This is a genomic window from Maribacter antarcticus DSM 21422, from assembly GCF_000621125.1.
Taxonomy (GTDB): Bacteria; Bacteroidota; Bacteroidia; order Flavobacteriales; family Flavobacteriaceae; genus Maribacter; species Maribacter antarcticus.
Genome location: NZ_KK211214.1, coordinates 841370 through 858478, shown reverse-complemented (window position 1 = coordinate 858478; position 17109 = coordinate 841370). Strand labels below are relative to the sequence as shown.

Below are 17109 nucleotides of genomic sequence, written 5' to 3'. Positions count from 1 at the left end.
TTGAGCCTGATATTCGCGCTTAAGTCTAATGTTTGAATTTAAAAACACGTAAACCTACCTCTGGCAGGCAACCTTGACCTTGATACTTGTAAATTTATGAATCTACTTACCGTTGAAAATATTTCTAAATCCTATGGCGAATTGGTTCTTTTTGAGAACCTTTCCTTTGGTATTAATAAAGATCAAAAGATAGCGCTAATTGCCAAAAACGGAAGTGGAAAAACATCCATACTTAATATTCTATCGGGTGCCGATAGTCCAGATACTGGGCAAGTGAATTACCGAAAAAGCACACGCGTTTCTTTTTTGTCTCAGGAACCGGTAATGGACCCTGAACTTACTGTTGAGGAAACAATTTTTGCCTCGGACAATGAGGTACTTCAAGTGATTAGTAGTTATGAAAAGGCCTTACAAAATCCCGAAGATGCAGACGCTTACCAAACTGCCTTTGAAGCTATGGATCGTTTTCAAGCTTGGGATTTTGAGACCCAATATAAGCAGATACTTTTCAAGTTGAAACTAGAAAATTTAGATGCTAAAGTAGGCATGCTTTCCGGTGGACAAAAAAAGCGATTGGCCCTAGCAGATGCCCTTATCAACAAACCAGACTTATTGGTGCTGGATGAACCTACCAACCATTTGGATTTAGAGATGATTGAGTGGCTAGAGGAATACTTTGCCAGGGAAAATATGACCCTTTTTATGGTAACGCACGATCGATTTTTCTTGGAACGCGTATGCAACGATATTATTGAGCTAGACAATGGAGTACTACACCATTATAAAGGAAACTATTCTTACTATCTGGAAAAGAAAGAAGCCCGTTTGGAGCAAGAAACGGTAGAACAGCACAAAACCGAATTACTATTTAAAAAGGAGTTAACGTGGATGCGACGCCAACCTAAGGCACGTACTACTAAATCCAAATCAAGGATTGACGATTTTAATACGATTAAGGAAAAAGCTAGCAACCGCAGAAAGGAGCATGAGGTGCAGCTAGAGCTTAACATGGAGCGGATGGGCAGTAAGGTGGTAGAATTTGTCAAGGTTTCAAAATCCTATCCCAACAAACTTATTCTTAACAAGTTCGATTATAACTTCAATAGAGCGGAACGCATAGGCATCATTGGTAAGAATGGAACAGGGAAATCCACCTTTCTTAATATCCTTTCCGGAAGGGACCAACCAGATAGTGGAAAGGTCATTATTGGGGAAACCATAAAATTTGGCTACTACACTCAAATAGGAATTAAAATAAAAGCGGGGCAAAAAGTAATCGATGTTATCCGGGAGTTTGGGGATTATATTCCCTTGATGAAAGGCAAGCAGATTTCTGCCCAACAGCTATTGGAGCGGTTTCTATTTGACCGTAAAAAACAATACGACTTCGTAGATAAACTGAGCGGTGGTGAACGTAAACGCCTTTACCTTTGTACCGTTTTAATTCAGAATCCTAACTTTTTAATCCTAGATGAACCTACCAATGACTTGGACATTGTAACCCTAAATGTCTTGGAGAGTTTCTTGTTGGATTTTCAAGGATGTCTCCTTGTCGTTTCTCACGATAGGTATTTCATGGATAAAATTGTAGATCACTTATTTGTTTTTCGGGGTGATGGTGTTGTAGAAGATTTCCCAGGCAACTATTCTGATTATCGCGCCTATGAAGATAGCCAGGTACAGGAGAAAAGAGAGCTTAAAGAAAAAGCCGATACTTCTAAAGCCACCTGGAAAAAAACCGAAACTACAAACAAACTTTCCTATAACGACCAAAAGGAGTACAAACAATTGGAGCGAGACATTAAAAAATCAGAGTCCAAGAAGGTGGAACTCCAGGCTAAATTCGCTGATTCCTCTTTATCAGGAGAGGAAATCGCTGCCTTATCTATAGAACTTGGCGAACTATCGGAAACCATTAATCAAAAAACTGAACGTTGGTTTGAGCTTTCGGCCATGATGGAGGGATAACCACGTTGTTGCTTTAGCAATTACATTTGCTTTGCTACGCTAAAAATCGAAAGTAGGACAGAACTACTAAAGACCTAAGACTAAATTTATTTCATCTTATTTTACTAAAGTCTTATTGTACATAAAGCGCAAAGACCTCAACTAAACAGGTTCAAAATTATTTTCCTTACCAAATCCAAAAAATAACCACAAACAAACGACACCTTTTTTCGATAAGGTGTTTTTGGCGCTCATGCCGTTTACCGAACAAATTTTGCACTTCAACCAAACTGCTGTCAGATACGGAGTAATGTGGGTTATTCGGCGAACGACTACCCTCTAGAACAGACTTGCTGGCGTTATAATAGTGTAACAAACGCAAGTCATAAAAACAATAGCTACCATCTTCTTTATCTTCTTCATCGGAATGAGCGCAAAAGCTCAGAACAACATAACAGCTGTTAATGTAGAAACTATTAAAATAACTACCGTTATCGAAACTACTACTGAATTGAAGGAAGAGAACACTGCGGAAGTTGCAAGACTTTACAAGTTTAAAAATGCTAGAGTAACTAAAGTATTGACTTTTACTACAAAAAGAAACAAAGCTAAAATGGCTTAATATAATATCGACTAACGCTCATGATTTAAGTGCCCATTAATTAAACCTCCTGCCAGAGTTCATTATTAGTGGGCATTTATCATTATAATAGTAGTAAGGGCTGATGAAGAAGTTGACTCACCAGGTGTTTAGAGCGCTATCAAGAACATCACCCAGTACATTAAAAAGACACTTCTTCAGCATTAGACAAAAAAAGATAAACATTACACTTCTTGAACACTCCTATCTTTATAACCAAATCTCCACTAAAAAATAGAGTGCGTATGACTACCTTTGATAAATTTTGAATTGCAGCAGTGTACCGGTTTATTTATTATATAAAGTTTCTCCTTTCGGCAACCAATCAGCATGGCGTGCACTCTCCGTTCATATACGGGTTCGTTACTAAGGGTTTATACCGTAAAGGAAACAAAGACCTTTCGGTTACAGAAAATGTTTTAGTAAAAAGCATATCCTATTTTTCACACAAAAATATTGGCTTGGTAACCGATTCCAATGAACTCAAAATAAAGTTGAATACCATATTTGAAGAGTTGGACTACGGCTCTTTTCCTTTTGATATTATTTATGCGAATGTATTAGGCAAACCATTTAAAACTATTGGAAAACAATATATTCATAATGAAAGTATGCTCATCATAGAGGGCGTACACGCCACAAAGAAAAGCCGTACCATGTGGAACGCATTAAAAGAGCAAGCGCATGTTCGTGTTACTTTGGATCTGTACCACTGTGGTATCGTATTTTTCAGAAAAGAACAAGCAAAGGAACATTTTAAGATACGGATATAATCCCTTAATTTTAATCACTAATCCTAGACCATGAACAATACCGTATACATTACTCTTGGAGTCGTTTTTGCGATTTATGTAGGTTTCCGTTTTATGAATAGAGGAAAATCAAGAGATAGAAAATCAAGAAAATTCATGGAGGATTATAAACGAAAAAAGGAACAGAAGTAGGCCCTTGCAATTGGTAGTAAGAACAGAAAAGTTCAAAAGTCAACATGAAAATAGGGGTACTGAGAAATATCATTCGACTGTCCGCTAACCACTATCAATTGCCTGCTTTCAAAAACAGTAACAAAAGAAACCTGAAATACTACGCTTCAGGCTTCCTAAAAATCCAAAAGAAACATATGAAAATTTATACCAAAACCGGAGACAAAGGAGAAACAGCACTCTTTGGCGGCACGCGTGTTCCTAAACATCATATCCGTATAGATAGCTACGGAACCGTAGACGAGCTTAATTCCTGGTTGGGGCTTGTTCGTGACCAAAAAATAGACACTTCAACCAAACAAGAACTTACCACAATACAAGAAGACTTGTTCACCCTTGGCGCAATTTTGGCAACGGACCCAGAAAAAGCAGTATTAAAAAATGGTAAAGAGCGGCTCAATATTCCAAGAATTAAGGAATCCCATATCCAAAAACTAGAAGTAGCCATAGACACTATGGAAAAAGATTTGCCACAAATGACACATTTCATACTTCCCGGTGGCCACACTACCGTGTCATACTGTCATATCGCACGTACCGTTTGTAGAAGGGCAGAACGCATGGCGACACTTTTACAAGAAAACGAACCTTTTGATGAACAGGTTCTCTCTTATTTAAACCGTCTCTCGGACTATCTGTTTGTATTGGCACGAAAATTGTCAAAAGATTTGAAGGCAGAAGAGGTAAAATGGATTTCAGAAAAAACGGACTAATAAAACTCAAATTTCTTCGTTATCAATTTACAAAAGCGTTAAATGTTGATAACTAAAACGAAATAATTGCGAATTATCTTGGCTGCCATTATTTAAAAATTATTTTTGCAAAAATATAAAAAAACATTGTTACCATGTATTGGACATTAGAACTAGCATCTTATTTAAGTGATGCACCTTGGCCGGCAAGTAAAGATGAGTTGATTGACTACTCAATCAGAACCGGTGCGCCTTTAGAGGTTGTAGAAAACTTACAATCCATGGAGGAAGAAGGTGGTGAAATCTACGAATCAATTGAAGAGATTTGGCCAGACTATCCCACGGAAGAAGACTACCTCTGGAACGAGGACGAATATTAGCGCTACATTTAGCTAAAACATAAGCATACTATTTGGTTATAAACAAGGTATATAAAATAGGCTGTATCATTTTATGACGAACTACCTTTTGTAGGCTTACATATTATAATTACTACTAAAAAGTCTCCTTGGAGGCTTTTTTTTTATGTAATTTTGACAGTAATAAAAGGTATTTTAGACTATTGTAGAGACTGGAATGGCTTTTGTTCCTAATTGATATATAAGTTGTAAAAATCGATTTTAATTAATATAAAAAACCTCTTAGAGATTAAAACCTCTACGTATTCGGTACAAATACATAAAAACATATGAGTTTCATAAATTCCGTCTTAAAGGCTTTTGTTGGCGACAAATCAAAAAAAGATGTAAAAGAGCTTCAACCTCTTGTAGAACAAATAAAGTCTTTTGAAGCCGATATGGAAAAACTGAGTTTGGATGAAATCCGTCAGAAAACCATCGATTTTAAGCAAAAAATACAAGACTCCTACAAAGACATCACTGCCCAAATAGCCGAGCTAGAAAAAGAAGTTCACGAGTCTACCGACATCGATAAAAACGAGGATAGCTACACACAAATAGATATTCTAAAAGAAGAGGTCTACACTATTTCAGAAGCTACCTTAAACGAAATATTACCTGAAGCTTTTGCTGTAGTAAAGGAAACGGCAAAACGTTTTGTTGATAACGAAACCCTCACCGTTACCGCATCTGAAAACGACAGAAAGTTATCTGGCAGTAAAGACTATCTTTCCTTGGACGGCGATAAAGCGATTTGGAAAAATTCTTGGGATGCGGCCGGTAAGCAAGTGACCTGGGACATGGTGCATTATGATGTACAGCTTGTTGGAGGTATTGCCCTGCACCAAGGTAAAATTGCTGAAATGCAAACTGGGGAAGGCAAAACATTGGTAGCGACCCTACCGTTATATTTGAATGCACTAACAGGCAACGGAACCCATTTGGTTACCGTTAACGACTACCTAGCAAAAAGGGATAGTGCATGGATGGCCCCAATTTTTGAATTTCACGGCCTTTCCGTAGACTGTATAGACCACCATAGACCTAACTCCGACGGCAGAAGAGCAGCCTATAACGCAGATGTCACGTATGGCACTAACAACGAGTTCGGTTTTGATTACCTAAGGGATAACATGGCACATACGCCAACAGATTTAGTACAGCGACCACATAATTATGCGATTGTAGATGAGGTAGATTCTGTTTTGGTAGATGATGCACGTACGCCGCTTATCATATCTGGGCCTGTACCGGAAGGAGACCGACACGAGTTTAATGAATTAAAACCAAAAGTCAACGAAATCGTTCAAAAACAGCGTCAGCATTTAACAGGTATTTTGGCCGAAGCAAAAAAACTGATTGCAGAGGGCGACACCAAAGAAGGAGGATTTTTATTACTTCGCGTTTTCAGAGGACTGCCAAAAAATAAAGCACTGATAAAATTCCTGAGTGAAGAAGGGGTAAAACAGCTCTTGCAGAAAACAGAGAACTTTTACATGCAAGATAATAACAGGGAGATGCCTAAAGTCGATGAAGACCTATTGTTTGTGATAGACGAAAAGAACAATCAGATAGAACTTACAGATAAGGGAGTAGACTATATCTCTGGGGAGAAAGACAGGGACTTTTTTGTAATGCCAGATATAGGAGGTGAAATCGCTAAGATTGAAAATCAAGGTTTAGAAATTGAAAAAGAAGCAGAAATTAAAGAGGAGCTTTTTAAAGACTTTACCATAAAAAGTGAGCGCATTCATACCATGAGTCAATTGTTAAAAGCATATACTCTATTTGAAAAAGATACGGAATATGTGGTAATGGAAAACAAGGTGATGATTGTAGACGAGCAGACTGGTCGTATTATGGATGGTCGTAGATATTCGGACGGATTGCACCAGGCCATTGAAGCTAAGGAAAATGTAAAAATCGAAGCATTAACCCAAACCTTCGCCACGGTTACTTTACAGAATTTCTTTAGAATGTATAGCAAGTTGGCCGGTATGACTGGTACAGCAGTAACAGAAGCTGGAGAGTTATGGGAAATCTATAAATTGGATGTAATGGAAATTCCAACCAATAGACCGATTGCCAGGGATGATCGTAATGATTTGATTTACAAAACAAAACGGGAAAAATACAACGCGATTATAGACGAGGTTACCAAATTGAGCCAGGCTGGAAGACCCGTTCTTATTGGTACTACCTCTGTAGAAATATCTGAATTGCTTTCTAAACTTTTAAGTGTCCGTAAAGTACCGCACAACGTATTGAACGCAAAACTTCATAAGAAGGAAGCAGATGTAGTTGCAGAGGCAGGTTACGCAGGAGTAGTGACCATTGCTACGAACATGGCAGGACGTGGAACAGATATCAAACTCTCCAACGAGGTAAAAGAATCTGGCGGACTTGCTATTGTAGGTACAGAACGACATGATTCCCGTAGGGTAGATAGACAGTTAAGAGGACGTTCTGGGCGTCAAGGAGATCCAGGAAGCTCTCAATTCTACGTTTCCTTAGAGGATAACCTAATGCGGTTGTTCGGTTCGGACAGGGTGGCCAAGATGATGGATAAGATGGGACTTGAAGATGGTGAAGTCATTCAGCACAGTATGATGACCAAATCCATTGAACGCGCACAGAAAAAAGTAGAGGAAAATAACTTTGGTGTGCGTAAACGTTTATTGGAGTATGATGATGTGATGAACGCACAACGTGAGGTAGTTTATAAAAGAAGACGTCATGCATTGCAAGGAGAACGTTTAAAGGTAGATATTGCCAATATGGTTTACGATACCTGTGAAGTGATTGTAGAGGGCAACAAAGGCGCCAGTGATTATAAAAATTTTGAGTTTGAATTAATAAAATATTTCTCCATGACCTCCCCTATTACAGAGGAAGAATTTGGAAAATTAAGTGCACAAGAAATTACCGGGAAAGTCTACAAAACAGGTTATGAGTATTATAAGCAGAAGATGGAGCGTAACGCCGCTTCCGCTTTGCCTGTTATAAAACAAGTATATGAGGACAAGTCCAACAACTTTGAGCGTATTGTAGTGCCGTTTACGGATGGCATTAAAAGTCTTAGTGTGGTGACTAATTTACAAGAAGCCTATGATAGCGAAGGAAAGCAATTGGTTACAGATTTTGAGAAAAACATCTCACTTGCTATTATAGACGACTCTTGGAAAACACATTTGAGAAAAATGGATGAACTAAAACAATCGGTTCAATTAGCGGTACACGAGCAAAAAGACCCTTTATTAATCTATAAATTCGAAGCGTTTGAACTTTTCAAAGAGATGATTGAGAAAGTGAACAAGGAAATTATTTCTTTCTTGTTCAAAGGAGAACTACCTTCTGAAAATTCAAACGAGATACAAGAAGCTCGTAAAGTACAACAAAGTAAGGAAAATTTACAGACCTCTAAAGCCGAAATTCCTAATAGTGATGAACTTGCAGCCCGCAGCAGAGCTGTAGGTCAGAACCAAGGGCAACGTCCACAAGTGACTGAAACCATTACCAGAGAGCAACCAAAAATTGGCAGAAACGAACGCGTAACCATAAAGAATGTTATGTCCGGCGAAAGCAAGACCGTTAAATTCAAGCAGGCCGAACCCTTACTCCATAAAGGTGAATGGGTAATTACTCAAGATTAAACGCTTAGCAATAGGCACTAAAAGATAGTACCTATTTTGGGTTACGCTGCGGTCAATACCAAAGTAGCTATAGTATTTGAAAAGTGGCTATATTTTTATTTGTTCCTTAAGTTTTTAAAAATAAGATATAATGGCTTCTTTCCTCATCCGAGGAGAGAAGCCATTATAATTTTAAAACCCAGAGAATCTATTTGGTGACAAAGAGAATTAATATGACAAAAGATTAAAAAATTAAAGGTTTTAAACTGTCATTAATTACGCTATCTTTCGGTAAGAAAACAGACTTTAATTATTTAACTAAAGCCTTTTGTCTTTGCAAACGACAAAAAAGACATCGAATATTAAACTCCCAAGTGAGTTGAATATCATGACTTTTGTTGTTTGATGTGCACGCATACCTAGTCACTTAATTACTAAAAAAATACTAATCATTAAATACTATTATTATGGCAAAAAGTCAAGACGCAAAAAAAAATGTCAAAAAAGAACCTGCAAAAACAGCTAAAGAAAAGAAAGAAGAAAAGAGATTAAAGAAGTCGAAGTAGTATCGTAATTACCTCAAATAACTTGTTTAATGGTGAAATTAAATTTTAATTTAATTTCACTAACAAAAGAAATATAGACCTTTAATGATTTATATTTCTTTTGTCACTGGTTTTTAACATGGATAATAATCCAACTTCCATTCAATAGAACCCAACCTCTTATCCTTGAATTACTAAACTATATTATGAAACTAAACTTATTATCCTGTGACGCTCAGAAACCAGATAGAAGGGCTATTGCTAAATGTATTGAAGCCGTTTCATCTAATATTGATGCATCCTTGTCGAATGAACTTACAGATATACTACTAGAAGGAGACCCTGTAGATATACTGATGGAAGACAAAAATTCTGGTTCTGCTTTAAGGGCTTTACGAAAATTAAGCATCGACTACGAGATTATAGAATAAGCCAAATCTTCTGTTATACCCTTTATTATTTGCGTTATAAGAGAACGTAAGAAAATAAATAGGGCTCTATCGTTTACTGTTTAGACCTTCTTGAGTTATCGATATACCGTCAGGAGCCCCGTTTCAATGTACATCTAGCCAATTATCTAAGTAACTTGTAGTGTAATTAATTCCGACTACCTATTACATATTCAAGAACGAAGTTTCTTAGTTCTATAAATATGCTCGTCGCAAGTGGGGGTATTGCCCTTAAACAGTTTTGCTTTTGGAAAGACCTCCAAATTAAAGATAGTTTTAGTGGGAACCGGCATAAGAGGTACTACCTTTTGGGGAAACACTTATTGGACACTTACTCTGATATTTTAGAATTCGTGGGTCTTTACGATAGCAATTCAAATCGACTATCTTGTGGAAAAGGGTATATAAGAACCAACTGCCCACTGTTTACTGACTTTGATAAAATGGTAAAATAGACCAAACCAGATTTAGTTATTGTCACCATCAAAGATTCCAATCATCATGAATTTATGATAAAAAGTCTGGAAATGGGTTGTGATGTGCTACCGGAAAAACCAATGGACACGGACGAAATTAAATGCCAAAGTATTATAAAGTTTAAAAATGTCTAAAAAAAACCTAATCGTCGGTTTCAATTATAGTTGGAGTCCTTGTGCCACCAAAATAAAAGTACTGTTACAAAATGACACTGTAAGAGAATTGGTTTCGGTTGATTTTAATTGGTATTTAAACACCTACCACGGTGCCTTTTACTTTAGACACTAGCATGGTGAAATGGAAAGTAGCGGCTCGTTATGGGTACATAAAGCTACCCATCATTTCGACTTACTGAATTGGTGGATAAATTCAGAACCAAATAAAGTTTTTGCCAACGGTGATCTTGAGTTTTATGGTAAAAACGGAACACAACGGGGGCCAAACTGCAGAACCTGTGGTTTTACGGATTCCTGCAAGTTCTATTGGGACATCAACCGATGAATTTTCCAAAGAACGCTACGTGGAACATGAAGATGGTTATATACGTGATAATTGCCTGTTTAGTGAAAACATAGCTATTTAATATAAGATGTCCGCTCAAGTAAAATATACCGACAATACTATCCTCAATTACTCCCTAACCACCTAGTCCCCTTTTGAGGGTTGGCGTATAGCCCTTAACGGCACCAAAGGCCAAATAGTGGCTTGGCAAGATATTCCCTACCATAAAATGAATACCGTAGACGAGGCAGAGAAACACGCCAAGGAAATAGAACAGTCGCAACAAGAAGAAAGGTATATAGAGCCCATAATTATGCACAAACTTTGCCAAGAGCACGAGACCGTAGACGTACAAATGGAAAAAAGCGCGCACGGTGGCGGCGTTTAGCGTTTGCATGATAAAATATTCGTATACCAAGATACTACTGACAAATTTGATAGGACAGTCGGGACTACGAGACGGTGCCATGTCAATTTTAATTGGTATTGCAACACATAAAAGCGTGCAGGAGAAAAAACCCATTTCTATTGGTGATTTAACAGATTTAAAGCCAATAAAGAGAAGGATGTAAAGTTTTTTTTAGCTTCCTACTTTCGGAATGTTAAAAAGTATTGGAATTATTGAGTAAACATGATTAGTTTTACATTTGGGTAACAAAAACTAATATCGAATCAAAACGTTTTATATGAACGATTCACATGTAGATCAAGAACGTCTTAAAGATAAGGTTTCTCTTATTTTAAAGGTAAACTACGTTTCTAGTGCTTTGTCCCTAATTTTTGCGGCTATCTGCTATTTCGGACTAAACATAAAGCAGATAATTCCTGTTATTTTTGTGGCTTTTGGTATTTGCAACCTTCTAAATACTTGGGCATTTCACAAGTATAAAAACATCACTACCACCTATAATATTTCCTCTATAATGGCGCTTATTAGTGCCTTAATCATTACCCTCTATAGCGGCGGCATCAATAGTCCCTTTATTTTTACGCTGGCCTTGATTGTCTTTGCTGGTTATGTTACCACGAAACGATACGGACAGGTGTACCTTATTCTTGTTTTTTGTCTGGTACTCTTAATTTTTTTGCAAAGCATTCCTGACCTTAGTATCACAGAAAATATAATTCCAGAGGGTTCAAAAGACCTGTTTAACCTCCTTTCCGTTTTATTCTCTATGTTTCTTCTAGGTAATATATTCGGTAAGAACTTACTAAAAACACACCATGCGCTGTACCGTTCCAAAAAAGAACTTACTGCACAAATGGAAGAAAAGGAAACGCTACTAAAGGAAGTACATCATCGAGTAAAAAATAACTTACAAACCGTATCCAGCTTACTGAGTCTGCAGTCACGTAATGTGGAAGAGGCAAGAATGAAAACCCTACTTAAAAGCACACAGAACAGGGTTATTTCTATGGCAATGGTTCACGAAATGCTCTACATGCGAAATGATATTACTCAAATAGAGTACAAATCTTATGTACAGGAATTGAGCGAGTACCTCATAAGGTCTATTAAAGGACTGGACAGTAAGGTGCAGCTAAAAATCGATATTCCAGATATAAAATTAGGCATAGATACGGCCATACCATTGGGGCTCTTGATTAACGAGGCGGTAACTAATGCCTTAAAATATGGTTTTGCTGATGAAGAAGAAGGTGAAATATATATTGTCTTAAATAAAGAACTGGACAAACAATATGTACTTAATATTGGTGACAACGGTAAAGGTTTCCCAGAAACAATAACCCATAAAAATTCCAAGTCATTAGGGCTAAAGCTCATCCATAACCTCACTCGGCAATTAAAAGGTACTATCCAAAGAGACGTTAGTAAAAAAGGAACTAACTACATCATCAGATTCCACGAAATAACGCAGCAGTTGCACCCAGCAGTGTAAACTAAAATTTATTTTAGATTTTATCTTCATAGTGCTTAGTATAAATTACTTCTCTCTGCTGCATTTTAAAGGGATAATAGGTATATTTAAGCAGCAACATTAAAACAACGTTACATGTTAAGAAAATTACTACTCTTAGTAGTCCTCTTTGGGAGTACCTTAAACGCTCAGGATTATTTCTATCAAAAATTTAAACCTTTTAACGAGAACATTCCATCTCCAGAAGCTTTTTTAGGCTACGGTATCGGAGAGCACCATACCAGGCACGATCTCATCGTTGCCTATTTCGAAAAATTAGCAGAAGTTTCTGACCGTGCTAGGATTCAATACTACGGAAAAACCCACGAGGGCAGAAAACTCGTTATGCTTACCATTACCGCTCCGGAAAATGGCAACAACTTAGAGCAACTACAAGAAGCTCATTTAGCATTCACTGATCCTTCAAAATCAGTTTCCAATTATGATGAGGTACCTATCTTCATTAATCTTGCATACAACGTACACGGAAACGAACCATCAAGCTCAGAAGCTGCTTTATTGTCGGCATATACCTTTGCGGCTTCAGAAAATCCAGAAATCCTGAATTATCTAAAACACTCGGTCATATTTATAGACCCTACTATTAATCCAGACGGTCGTGATCGTCATAGCCAATGGGCAAATACCTACCAAGGTACACCTGAGGTAGCAGACCCACAAGATGCCGAACACAACGAATACTGGCCAGGAGGAAGGACAAATCACTATTGGTTTGATCTCAACCGAGATTGGCTACTAGGCATCAACCCTGAAAGTAGAGGCAAATTGAATTGGTACCACCAATGGTATCCAAACGTAGTAACAGACTTTCATGAAATGGGCACCCAAAGCACCTATTTTTTTGAACCTATGAAAGCTAACGCGTCTATGGATCCGATTATGCCCAAAGAAAACTATGAGGATCTCAACACACTTTTTGGTAACGAATTTGCTAAAGCTTTAGATAGTATCGGTTCGCTATATTTTACAAAAGAAGTTTTTGATGGCACGTATCCCGGCTACGGGTCTTCGTATCCAGATTTACAAGGAGGCCTAGGATTGTTATTTGAGCAAGCAAGTTCTCGCGGACACAGACAAACCACCGCGTTTGGCGAAATCACCTTTGCATTTACCATAAGGAATCAATACACATCAAGTATTACTACAGTGAAAACTGCAGTAAATAATAAAGCGTACATGCGCAAATATCAGCAGCAGTTCTTTAAAAGTGGCCTTACGAATGCTGCAAAGAGTAAAATCAAGGGCTATACTTTTGGCGATGTGCATGACCAAAACCGTACCAAGGCCTTCATAGATAAATTATTATTACATAAAATTGAAGTGTACCGTTCTGGAGATAAGTACACGGTGCCTACAAATCAGGCACAGTACAGAATGGTGCAAACAATGTTTGAAACCTATAACAAGTATAGGGACAGCGTTTATTATGATGCTTCAGCATGGTCTTTGGGTAATTTCTATAATATGAAATACAAGTCGGTAAATACGCTTCAACTTGGGGATAAAATCACCAGTGCAGAAAATCTTGCTAAGCAACCTCCGGTTGAAAAATCAGATTATGCCTATGTGATGGATTGGGACGATTACAATGCCCCGGCAGCTCTACATTATTTACAACAAAAAGGTATCGTTGCTTCCTCTGCGGCTAAACCGTTTACTTCTAAGACCAGAAAAGAGGTGAAAAATTTTAATTATGGTGCAGTTTTGGTTAGCGTGAGTCTTCAAAAACAGGATGCAGCATCGGTACATAAAGCGATTAGAGAAGCACAGGATAAATTCGATGTCCCCATTTTTGCAGTGGATTCTGGGCTTAACCTTAAAGGCATTGATTTAGGCAGTAGTAATATCCGTCCTATTAAAAAAACTAAGGCAGCCATGCTTATAGGAGATGGTGTACGTTCCTATGAGGCCGGAGAAGTTTGGCATTTGTTGGATACCAGAGTAGGCATGCCAATTACCAAAATTCCAATGCGTAATTTCAATAAGGTAAACTTGGACAAGTATACAAGTCTAGTTATGGTTTCTGGCAAATACGACCTATCGGAGAAGCAAGTAGCCAAAATAAAAGACTGGACGAGTAAAGGCAATACCTTGATTACTATCGGAACAGCAAGCAAATGGGTTATCGACAAAAAAATAGTAGACGAAAAGCTCACTAAAACAGAAAAGGATTCTACTAAAATCACGGAAAGGAAACCCTATGTAGATGCCCGTGAGAATATTGGCAAAGAAAGTGTTGGTGGTATTATCCTAAAAGTCGATTTGGATATAACCCATCCCCTAGCCTACGGTTATCGAGACACGACCATTCCGGTATATAAAAACAATACGGTGTGGCTAACTCCGAGTAAAAACTCCTATGCTACGGTGGCCAGGTATGCTAAAAAGCCGCTTATTGATGGCTTCGTTACGAAAAAAAACATGGAGGAAAACATAAAAACCTCTGCCTCTTTACTTGTCAGCAAAGTCGGTAGCGGAAGAGTAGTCCTCTTTGCCGATAATCCAAACTTTAGAGGTTCTTGGTACGGTACGAATAGACTCTTCTTGAATGCGCTTTTTCTTGGGGATAAAATAAATATACCTTCAGAAGATTAAAACTTCCTGACCAATACATATTCATTCCAAAACATACATGATGAAAAAAATACAGTTATTCTTACTCTTGTCCCTTCTAACAGCAAGTACGCTGCTAGCGCAGTCGATGCAAGGAGACGGACCACACTCCCAATTGATTATTAGAGGTGTTATGCTTATCAATGGTAATGGAGCACCACCACAAGGTCCCATAGATATCGTTGTTGAAAATAATATTATAAAAAAGATTGAGGTCGTTGGTTATGACGGCGTTCCCATAAATGAAAGTAAAAGACCACAATTAAAACCTGGTGGTAAAGAACTCGATTGCAGCGGCATGTATCTGTTGCCTGGGTTCATTGATATGCACGGTCATATTGGTGGAACATCTCAAGGAGCAGAACCCGACTATGTATTTAAATTGTGGATGGCACATGGTATTACTACCGTTAGGGAGCCAAGCGGTAGAGGTATCGATTTTGCTTTGGATTTAAAAAGAAAAAGTGCAAAAAATGAAATAATAGCGCCACGTATTCAGTCTTATACCGGTTTCGGACAGACAAGTAAGACGTTTAACCCCTTGAACGATATTCCCATCTCTACAACGGAACAAGCAAGAGAATGGGTACGAGCGAATGCAAAGAAAGGAGCGGACGGTATCAAGTTTTTTGGAGCCGAACCAGAAATAATGGCTGCTGCCTTGGACGAGAATAAAAAGTTAGGGCTAGGTTCTGCATGTCACCATGCACAAATGAGCGTTGCGAGATGGAATGTGCTACATTCTGCAAGAGCAGGACTTACATCTATGGAACACTGGTACGGTCTCCCAGAAGCCCTATTTGACGATAGAACAGTACAAAACTACCCGCTAGATTACAACTACCAAAACGAGCAACACCGTTTTGAAAATGCCGGTAAACTTTGGGAACAAGCAGCAGAACCCTATTCCGATCATTGGAATGCCGTTATGAACGAACTATTGGAGCTTGACTTTACCTTAGATCCTACTTTTAATATCTATGAAGCGAGTAGAGATTTACAGCGTGCAAGAAGAGCCGAATGGCACGAGACCTACACCTTGCCATCTTTATGGGAGTTCTACCAACCTAGCAAGATATCGCACGGGTCTTACTGGCACGACTGGGGTACGGAACAGGAAGTGGCATGGAAAAAGAACTATAAACTTTGGATGACCTTTATCAACGAATATAAAAACAGAGGCGGCCGCGTAACCGCGGGCTCGGATTCTGGATTTATATTTCAATTATATGGTTTTGCTTATGTGCGAGAACTGGAACTACTACGGGAAGCTGGTTTTCATCCTTTAGAAGTTATTAGAGCAGCCACCTTAAATGGAGCAGAGGCTTTAGGAATGGCTGATAAAATTGGTTCTGTTTCCATAGGAAAATTAGCAGATTTTGTAGTGGTCGAAGAAAATCCACTTAAAAACCTAAAAGTACTTTACGGAACTGGAGCTATTAGACTTACCGAGGATAATAAAGTGATACGCGCTGGCGGTGTCAAATACACGATAAAAGATGGCATTATATATGACGCCAAAGCACTATTGGCTGATGTGAAAAGGCAAGTTGACGAAGCTAAAAGCGAAGCCAACTATACTATCAAACAACCGGGAATGAAAGACTAAGGCCTCCTAATTTAGAATTTTTTAGAGGTGCTTCGAACTTTAATAGGCCGAAGTACCTTTTTTGTTTTTAGCAAAAGGGTTTTGTACATAACTACTAAAGCCAAAGAAACTAAAAGAATAACTAAAATCATATAACTCGTTTTTAGGAAAGTACAGTAGTATACTCTCAATAATTAGTAAACAAAGACTAGGTCAATTTTGGTCTATCCTTTTTTGTTTTGAAAGATAAAGCCTTTTTTACTCTAGAATTTTGGTGCCGGTACAAACGAGCTACCTTGTTCTGCGTTTTCGTCCCAACTTTTTCCAAAGAGATAAAAATAGGAAGGTCAGTAACCAAAACGACATCTATTTGAGCAGTGCTAACTTTATCATTGGTTTTCCCGTCTTGTGCTACTGCGGCAGCGTTAAGAAAAAGAAGTATAAATACGGTTAAAACAGCTTTCATAATAATCGTTTGGGTTACTCAAAGATGACCCTGATTTAAGTTCACTCTTTTTGTATACCGCTGAAATACTAGCTTTTTCGTTGTTTGTAAACATCTTGGATAAAGCGTAAAGAAGGGTCGGTAAACTGGAAAAGGGTTCAAAACCAATCATCTTTAAAGCATAGTCATTCACCGATGATTTTAAGTATTCAAAAGTCCGGTGTCGTAGGTCAGATACAAGTAAAACTCATAAAAAGTA

Annotated in this window: 17 protein-coding genes; 16 read left to right on the top strand and 1 reads right to left on the bottom strand. The window is 38.0% G+C overall.

Annotated features, from left to right (window positions below; translation table 11 throughout):
- Positions 1-96: 96 nt before the first annotated feature.
- The 16 genes from Q360_RS0120300 (at position 97) to Q360_RS0120225 (ending at position 16426) form a co-directional block, all read left to right on the top strand.
- Complete coding sequence (locus tag Q360_RS0120300; protein WP_027078718.1) at positions 97-1968, top strand: ABC-F family ATP-binding cassette domain-containing protein; 1872 nt, start codon at positions 97-99, stop codon at positions 1966-1968.
- Positions 1969-2374: 406 nt separating this feature from the next.
- Positions 2375-2569 (top strand): hypothetical protein, encoded by a 195-nt coding sequence (locus tag Q360_RS0120290; RefSeq protein ID WP_245603321.1) that lies wholly within the window; start codon positions 2375-2377, stop codon positions 2567-2569.
- Positions 2570-2865: 296 nt separating this feature from the next.
- Complete coding sequence (locus Q360_RS0120285) at positions 2866-3360, top strand: hypothetical protein (RefSeq protein ID WP_027078716.1); 495 nt, start codon at positions 2866-2868, stop codon at positions 3358-3360.
- Positions 3361-3390: 30 nt separating this feature from the next.
- Positions 3391-3531, top strand: a complete 141-nt coding sequence (locus Q360_RS26230; RefSeq protein ID WP_169734681.1) for a hypothetical protein — start codon at positions 3391-3393, stop codon at positions 3529-3531.
- Positions 3532-3707: 176 nt separating this feature from the next.
- Complete coding sequence (locus tag Q360_RS0120275; RefSeq protein WP_027078715.1) at positions 3708-4283, top strand: cob(I)yrinic acid a,c-diamide adenosyltransferase; 576 nt, start codon at positions 3708-3710, stop codon at positions 4281-4283.
- A 134-nt stretch (positions 4284-4417) separates the two neighbouring features.
- Entirely contained in the window at positions 4418-4642 is a 225-nt protein-coding gene (locus tag Q360_RS0120270; protein ID WP_027064442.1) for a DUF2795 domain-containing protein, read from the top strand.
- Positions 4643-4950: 308 nt separating this feature from the next.
- Positions 4951-8313 carry a preprotein translocase subunit SecA gene (secA, locus tag Q360_RS0120265; RefSeq protein ID WP_027078714.1) on the top strand — a complete coding sequence of 1121 codons (3363 nt, stop codon included), beginning with the start codon at positions 4951-4953 and terminating at the stop codon, positions 8311-8313.
- A gap of 730 nt (positions 8314-9043) precedes the next feature.
- A complete protein-coding gene (locus Q360_RS0120255; protein WP_027078713.1) occupies positions 9044-9268 on the top strand; it encodes a hypothetical protein in 225 nt (74 codons plus the stop codon).
- Positions 9269-9795: 527 nt separating this feature from the next.
- Entirely contained in the window at positions 9796-9897 is a 102-nt protein-coding gene (locus Q360_RS26880) for a hypothetical protein (protein ID WP_245603319.1), read from the top strand.
- Positions 9890-10051 carry a hypothetical protein gene (locus Q360_RS26875; protein ID WP_245603317.1) on the top strand — a complete coding sequence of 54 codons (162 nt, stop codon included), beginning with the start codon at positions 9890-9892 and terminating at the stop codon, positions 10049-10051. Before Q360_RS26880 ends, Q360_RS26875 begins: the two co-directional genes overlap by 8 nt.
- A 100-nt stretch (positions 10052-10151) precedes the next feature.
- On the top strand, positions 10152-10346 hold the full coding sequence (locus Q360_RS26865) for a hypothetical protein (RefSeq protein WP_245603366.1): 195 nt from the start codon (positions 10152-10154) through the stop codon (positions 10344-10346).
- A 117-nt stretch (positions 10347-10463) separates the two neighbouring features.
- Complete coding sequence (locus tag Q360_RS26860) at positions 10464-10652, top strand: hypothetical protein (RefSeq protein ID WP_027078712.1); 189 nt, start codon at positions 10464-10466, stop codon at positions 10650-10652.
- Positions 10653-10659: 7 nt separating this feature from the next.
- A complete protein-coding gene (locus Q360_RS26855; RefSeq protein WP_245603313.1) occupies positions 10660-10836 on the top strand; it encodes a hypothetical protein in 177 nt (58 codons plus the stop codon).
- Positions 10837-10950: 114 nt separating this feature from the next.
- Positions 10951-12165 carry a sensor histidine kinase gene (locus Q360_RS0120235; protein WP_027078711.1) on the top strand — a complete coding sequence of 405 codons (1215 nt, stop codon included), beginning with the start codon at positions 10951-10953 and terminating at the stop codon, positions 12163-12165.
- A 114-nt stretch (positions 12166-12279) separates the two neighbouring features.
- Positions 12280-14799, top strand: coding sequence for a M14 metallopeptidase family protein (locus Q360_RS0120230; RefSeq protein WP_027078710.1), 2520 nt, complete (start codon positions 12280-12282; stop codon positions 14797-14799).
- Positions 14800-14839: 40 nt separating this feature from the next.
- Complete coding sequence (locus tag Q360_RS0120225; RefSeq protein ID WP_027078709.1) at positions 14840-16426, top strand: amidohydrolase family protein; 1587 nt, start codon at positions 14840-14842, stop codon at positions 16424-16426.
- Positions 16427-16613: 187 nt separating this feature from the next.
- Here Q360_RS0120225 and Q360_RS0120220 read toward each other — a convergent pair whose 3' ends face one another.
- Positions 16614-16871, bottom strand: coding sequence for a hypothetical protein (locus Q360_RS0120220; protein WP_027078708.1), 258 nt, complete (start codon positions 16869-16871; stop codon positions 16614-16616).
- Between the last annotated feature and the right edge of the window lie 238 nt (positions 16872-17109).

Bases quoted from the DNA above. Each gene is read 5' to 3' on its own strand.
- Q360_RS0120255 (WP_027078713.1), top strand. From the start codon at position 9,044: ATGAAACTAAACTTATTATCCTGTGACGCTCAGAAACCAGATAGAAGG.
- Q360_RS0120290 (WP_245603321.1), top strand. From the start codon at position 2,375: ATGAGCGCAAAAGCTCAGAACAACATAACAGCTGTTAATGTAGAAACT.
- Q360_RS0120220 (WP_027078708.1), bottom strand. From the start codon at position 16,871: ATGAAAGCTGTTTTAACCGTATTTATACTTCTTTTTCTTAACGCTGCC.
- Q360_RS0120225 (WP_027078709.1), top strand. From the start codon at position 14,840: ATGAAAAAAATACAGTTATTCTTACTCTTGTCCCTTCTAACAGCAAGT.
- Q360_RS0120300 (WP_027078718.1), top strand. From the start codon at position 97: ATGAATCTACTTACCGTTGAAAATATTTCTAAATCCTATGGCGAATTG.
- Q360_RS0120235 (WP_027078711.1), top strand. From the start codon at position 10,951: ATGAACGATTCACATGTAGATCAAGAACGTCTTAAAGATAAGGTTTCT.
- Q360_RS0120275 (WP_027078715.1), top strand. From the start codon at position 3,708: ATGAAAATTTATACCAAAACCGGAGACAAAGGAGAAACAGCACTCTTT.
- secA (WP_027078714.1), top strand. From the start codon at position 4,951: ATGAGTTTCATAAATTCCGTCTTAAAGGCTTTTGTTGGCGACAAATCA.
- Q360_RS26880 (WP_245603319.1), top strand. From the start codon at position 9,796: ATGATAAAAAGTCTGGAAATGGGTTGTGATGTGCTACCGGAAAAACCA.
- Q360_RS0120270 (WP_027064442.1), top strand. From the start codon at position 4,418: ATGTATTGGACATTAGAACTAGCATCTTATTTAAGTGATGCACCTTGG.
- Q360_RS26230 (WP_169734681.1), top strand. From the start codon at position 3,391: ATGAACAATACCGTATACATTACTCTTGGAGTCGTTTTTGCGATTTAT.
- Q360_RS26855 (WP_245603313.1), top strand. From the start codon at position 10,660: ATGATAAAATATTCGTATACCAAGATACTACTGACAAATTTGATAGGA.
- Q360_RS0120230 (WP_027078710.1), top strand. From the start codon at position 12,280: ATGTTAAGAAAATTACTACTCTTAGTAGTCCTCTTTGGGAGTACCTTA.
- Q360_RS26875 (WP_245603317.1), top strand. From the start codon at position 9,890: ATGTCTAAAAAAAACCTAATCGTCGGTTTCAATTATAGTTGGAGTCCT.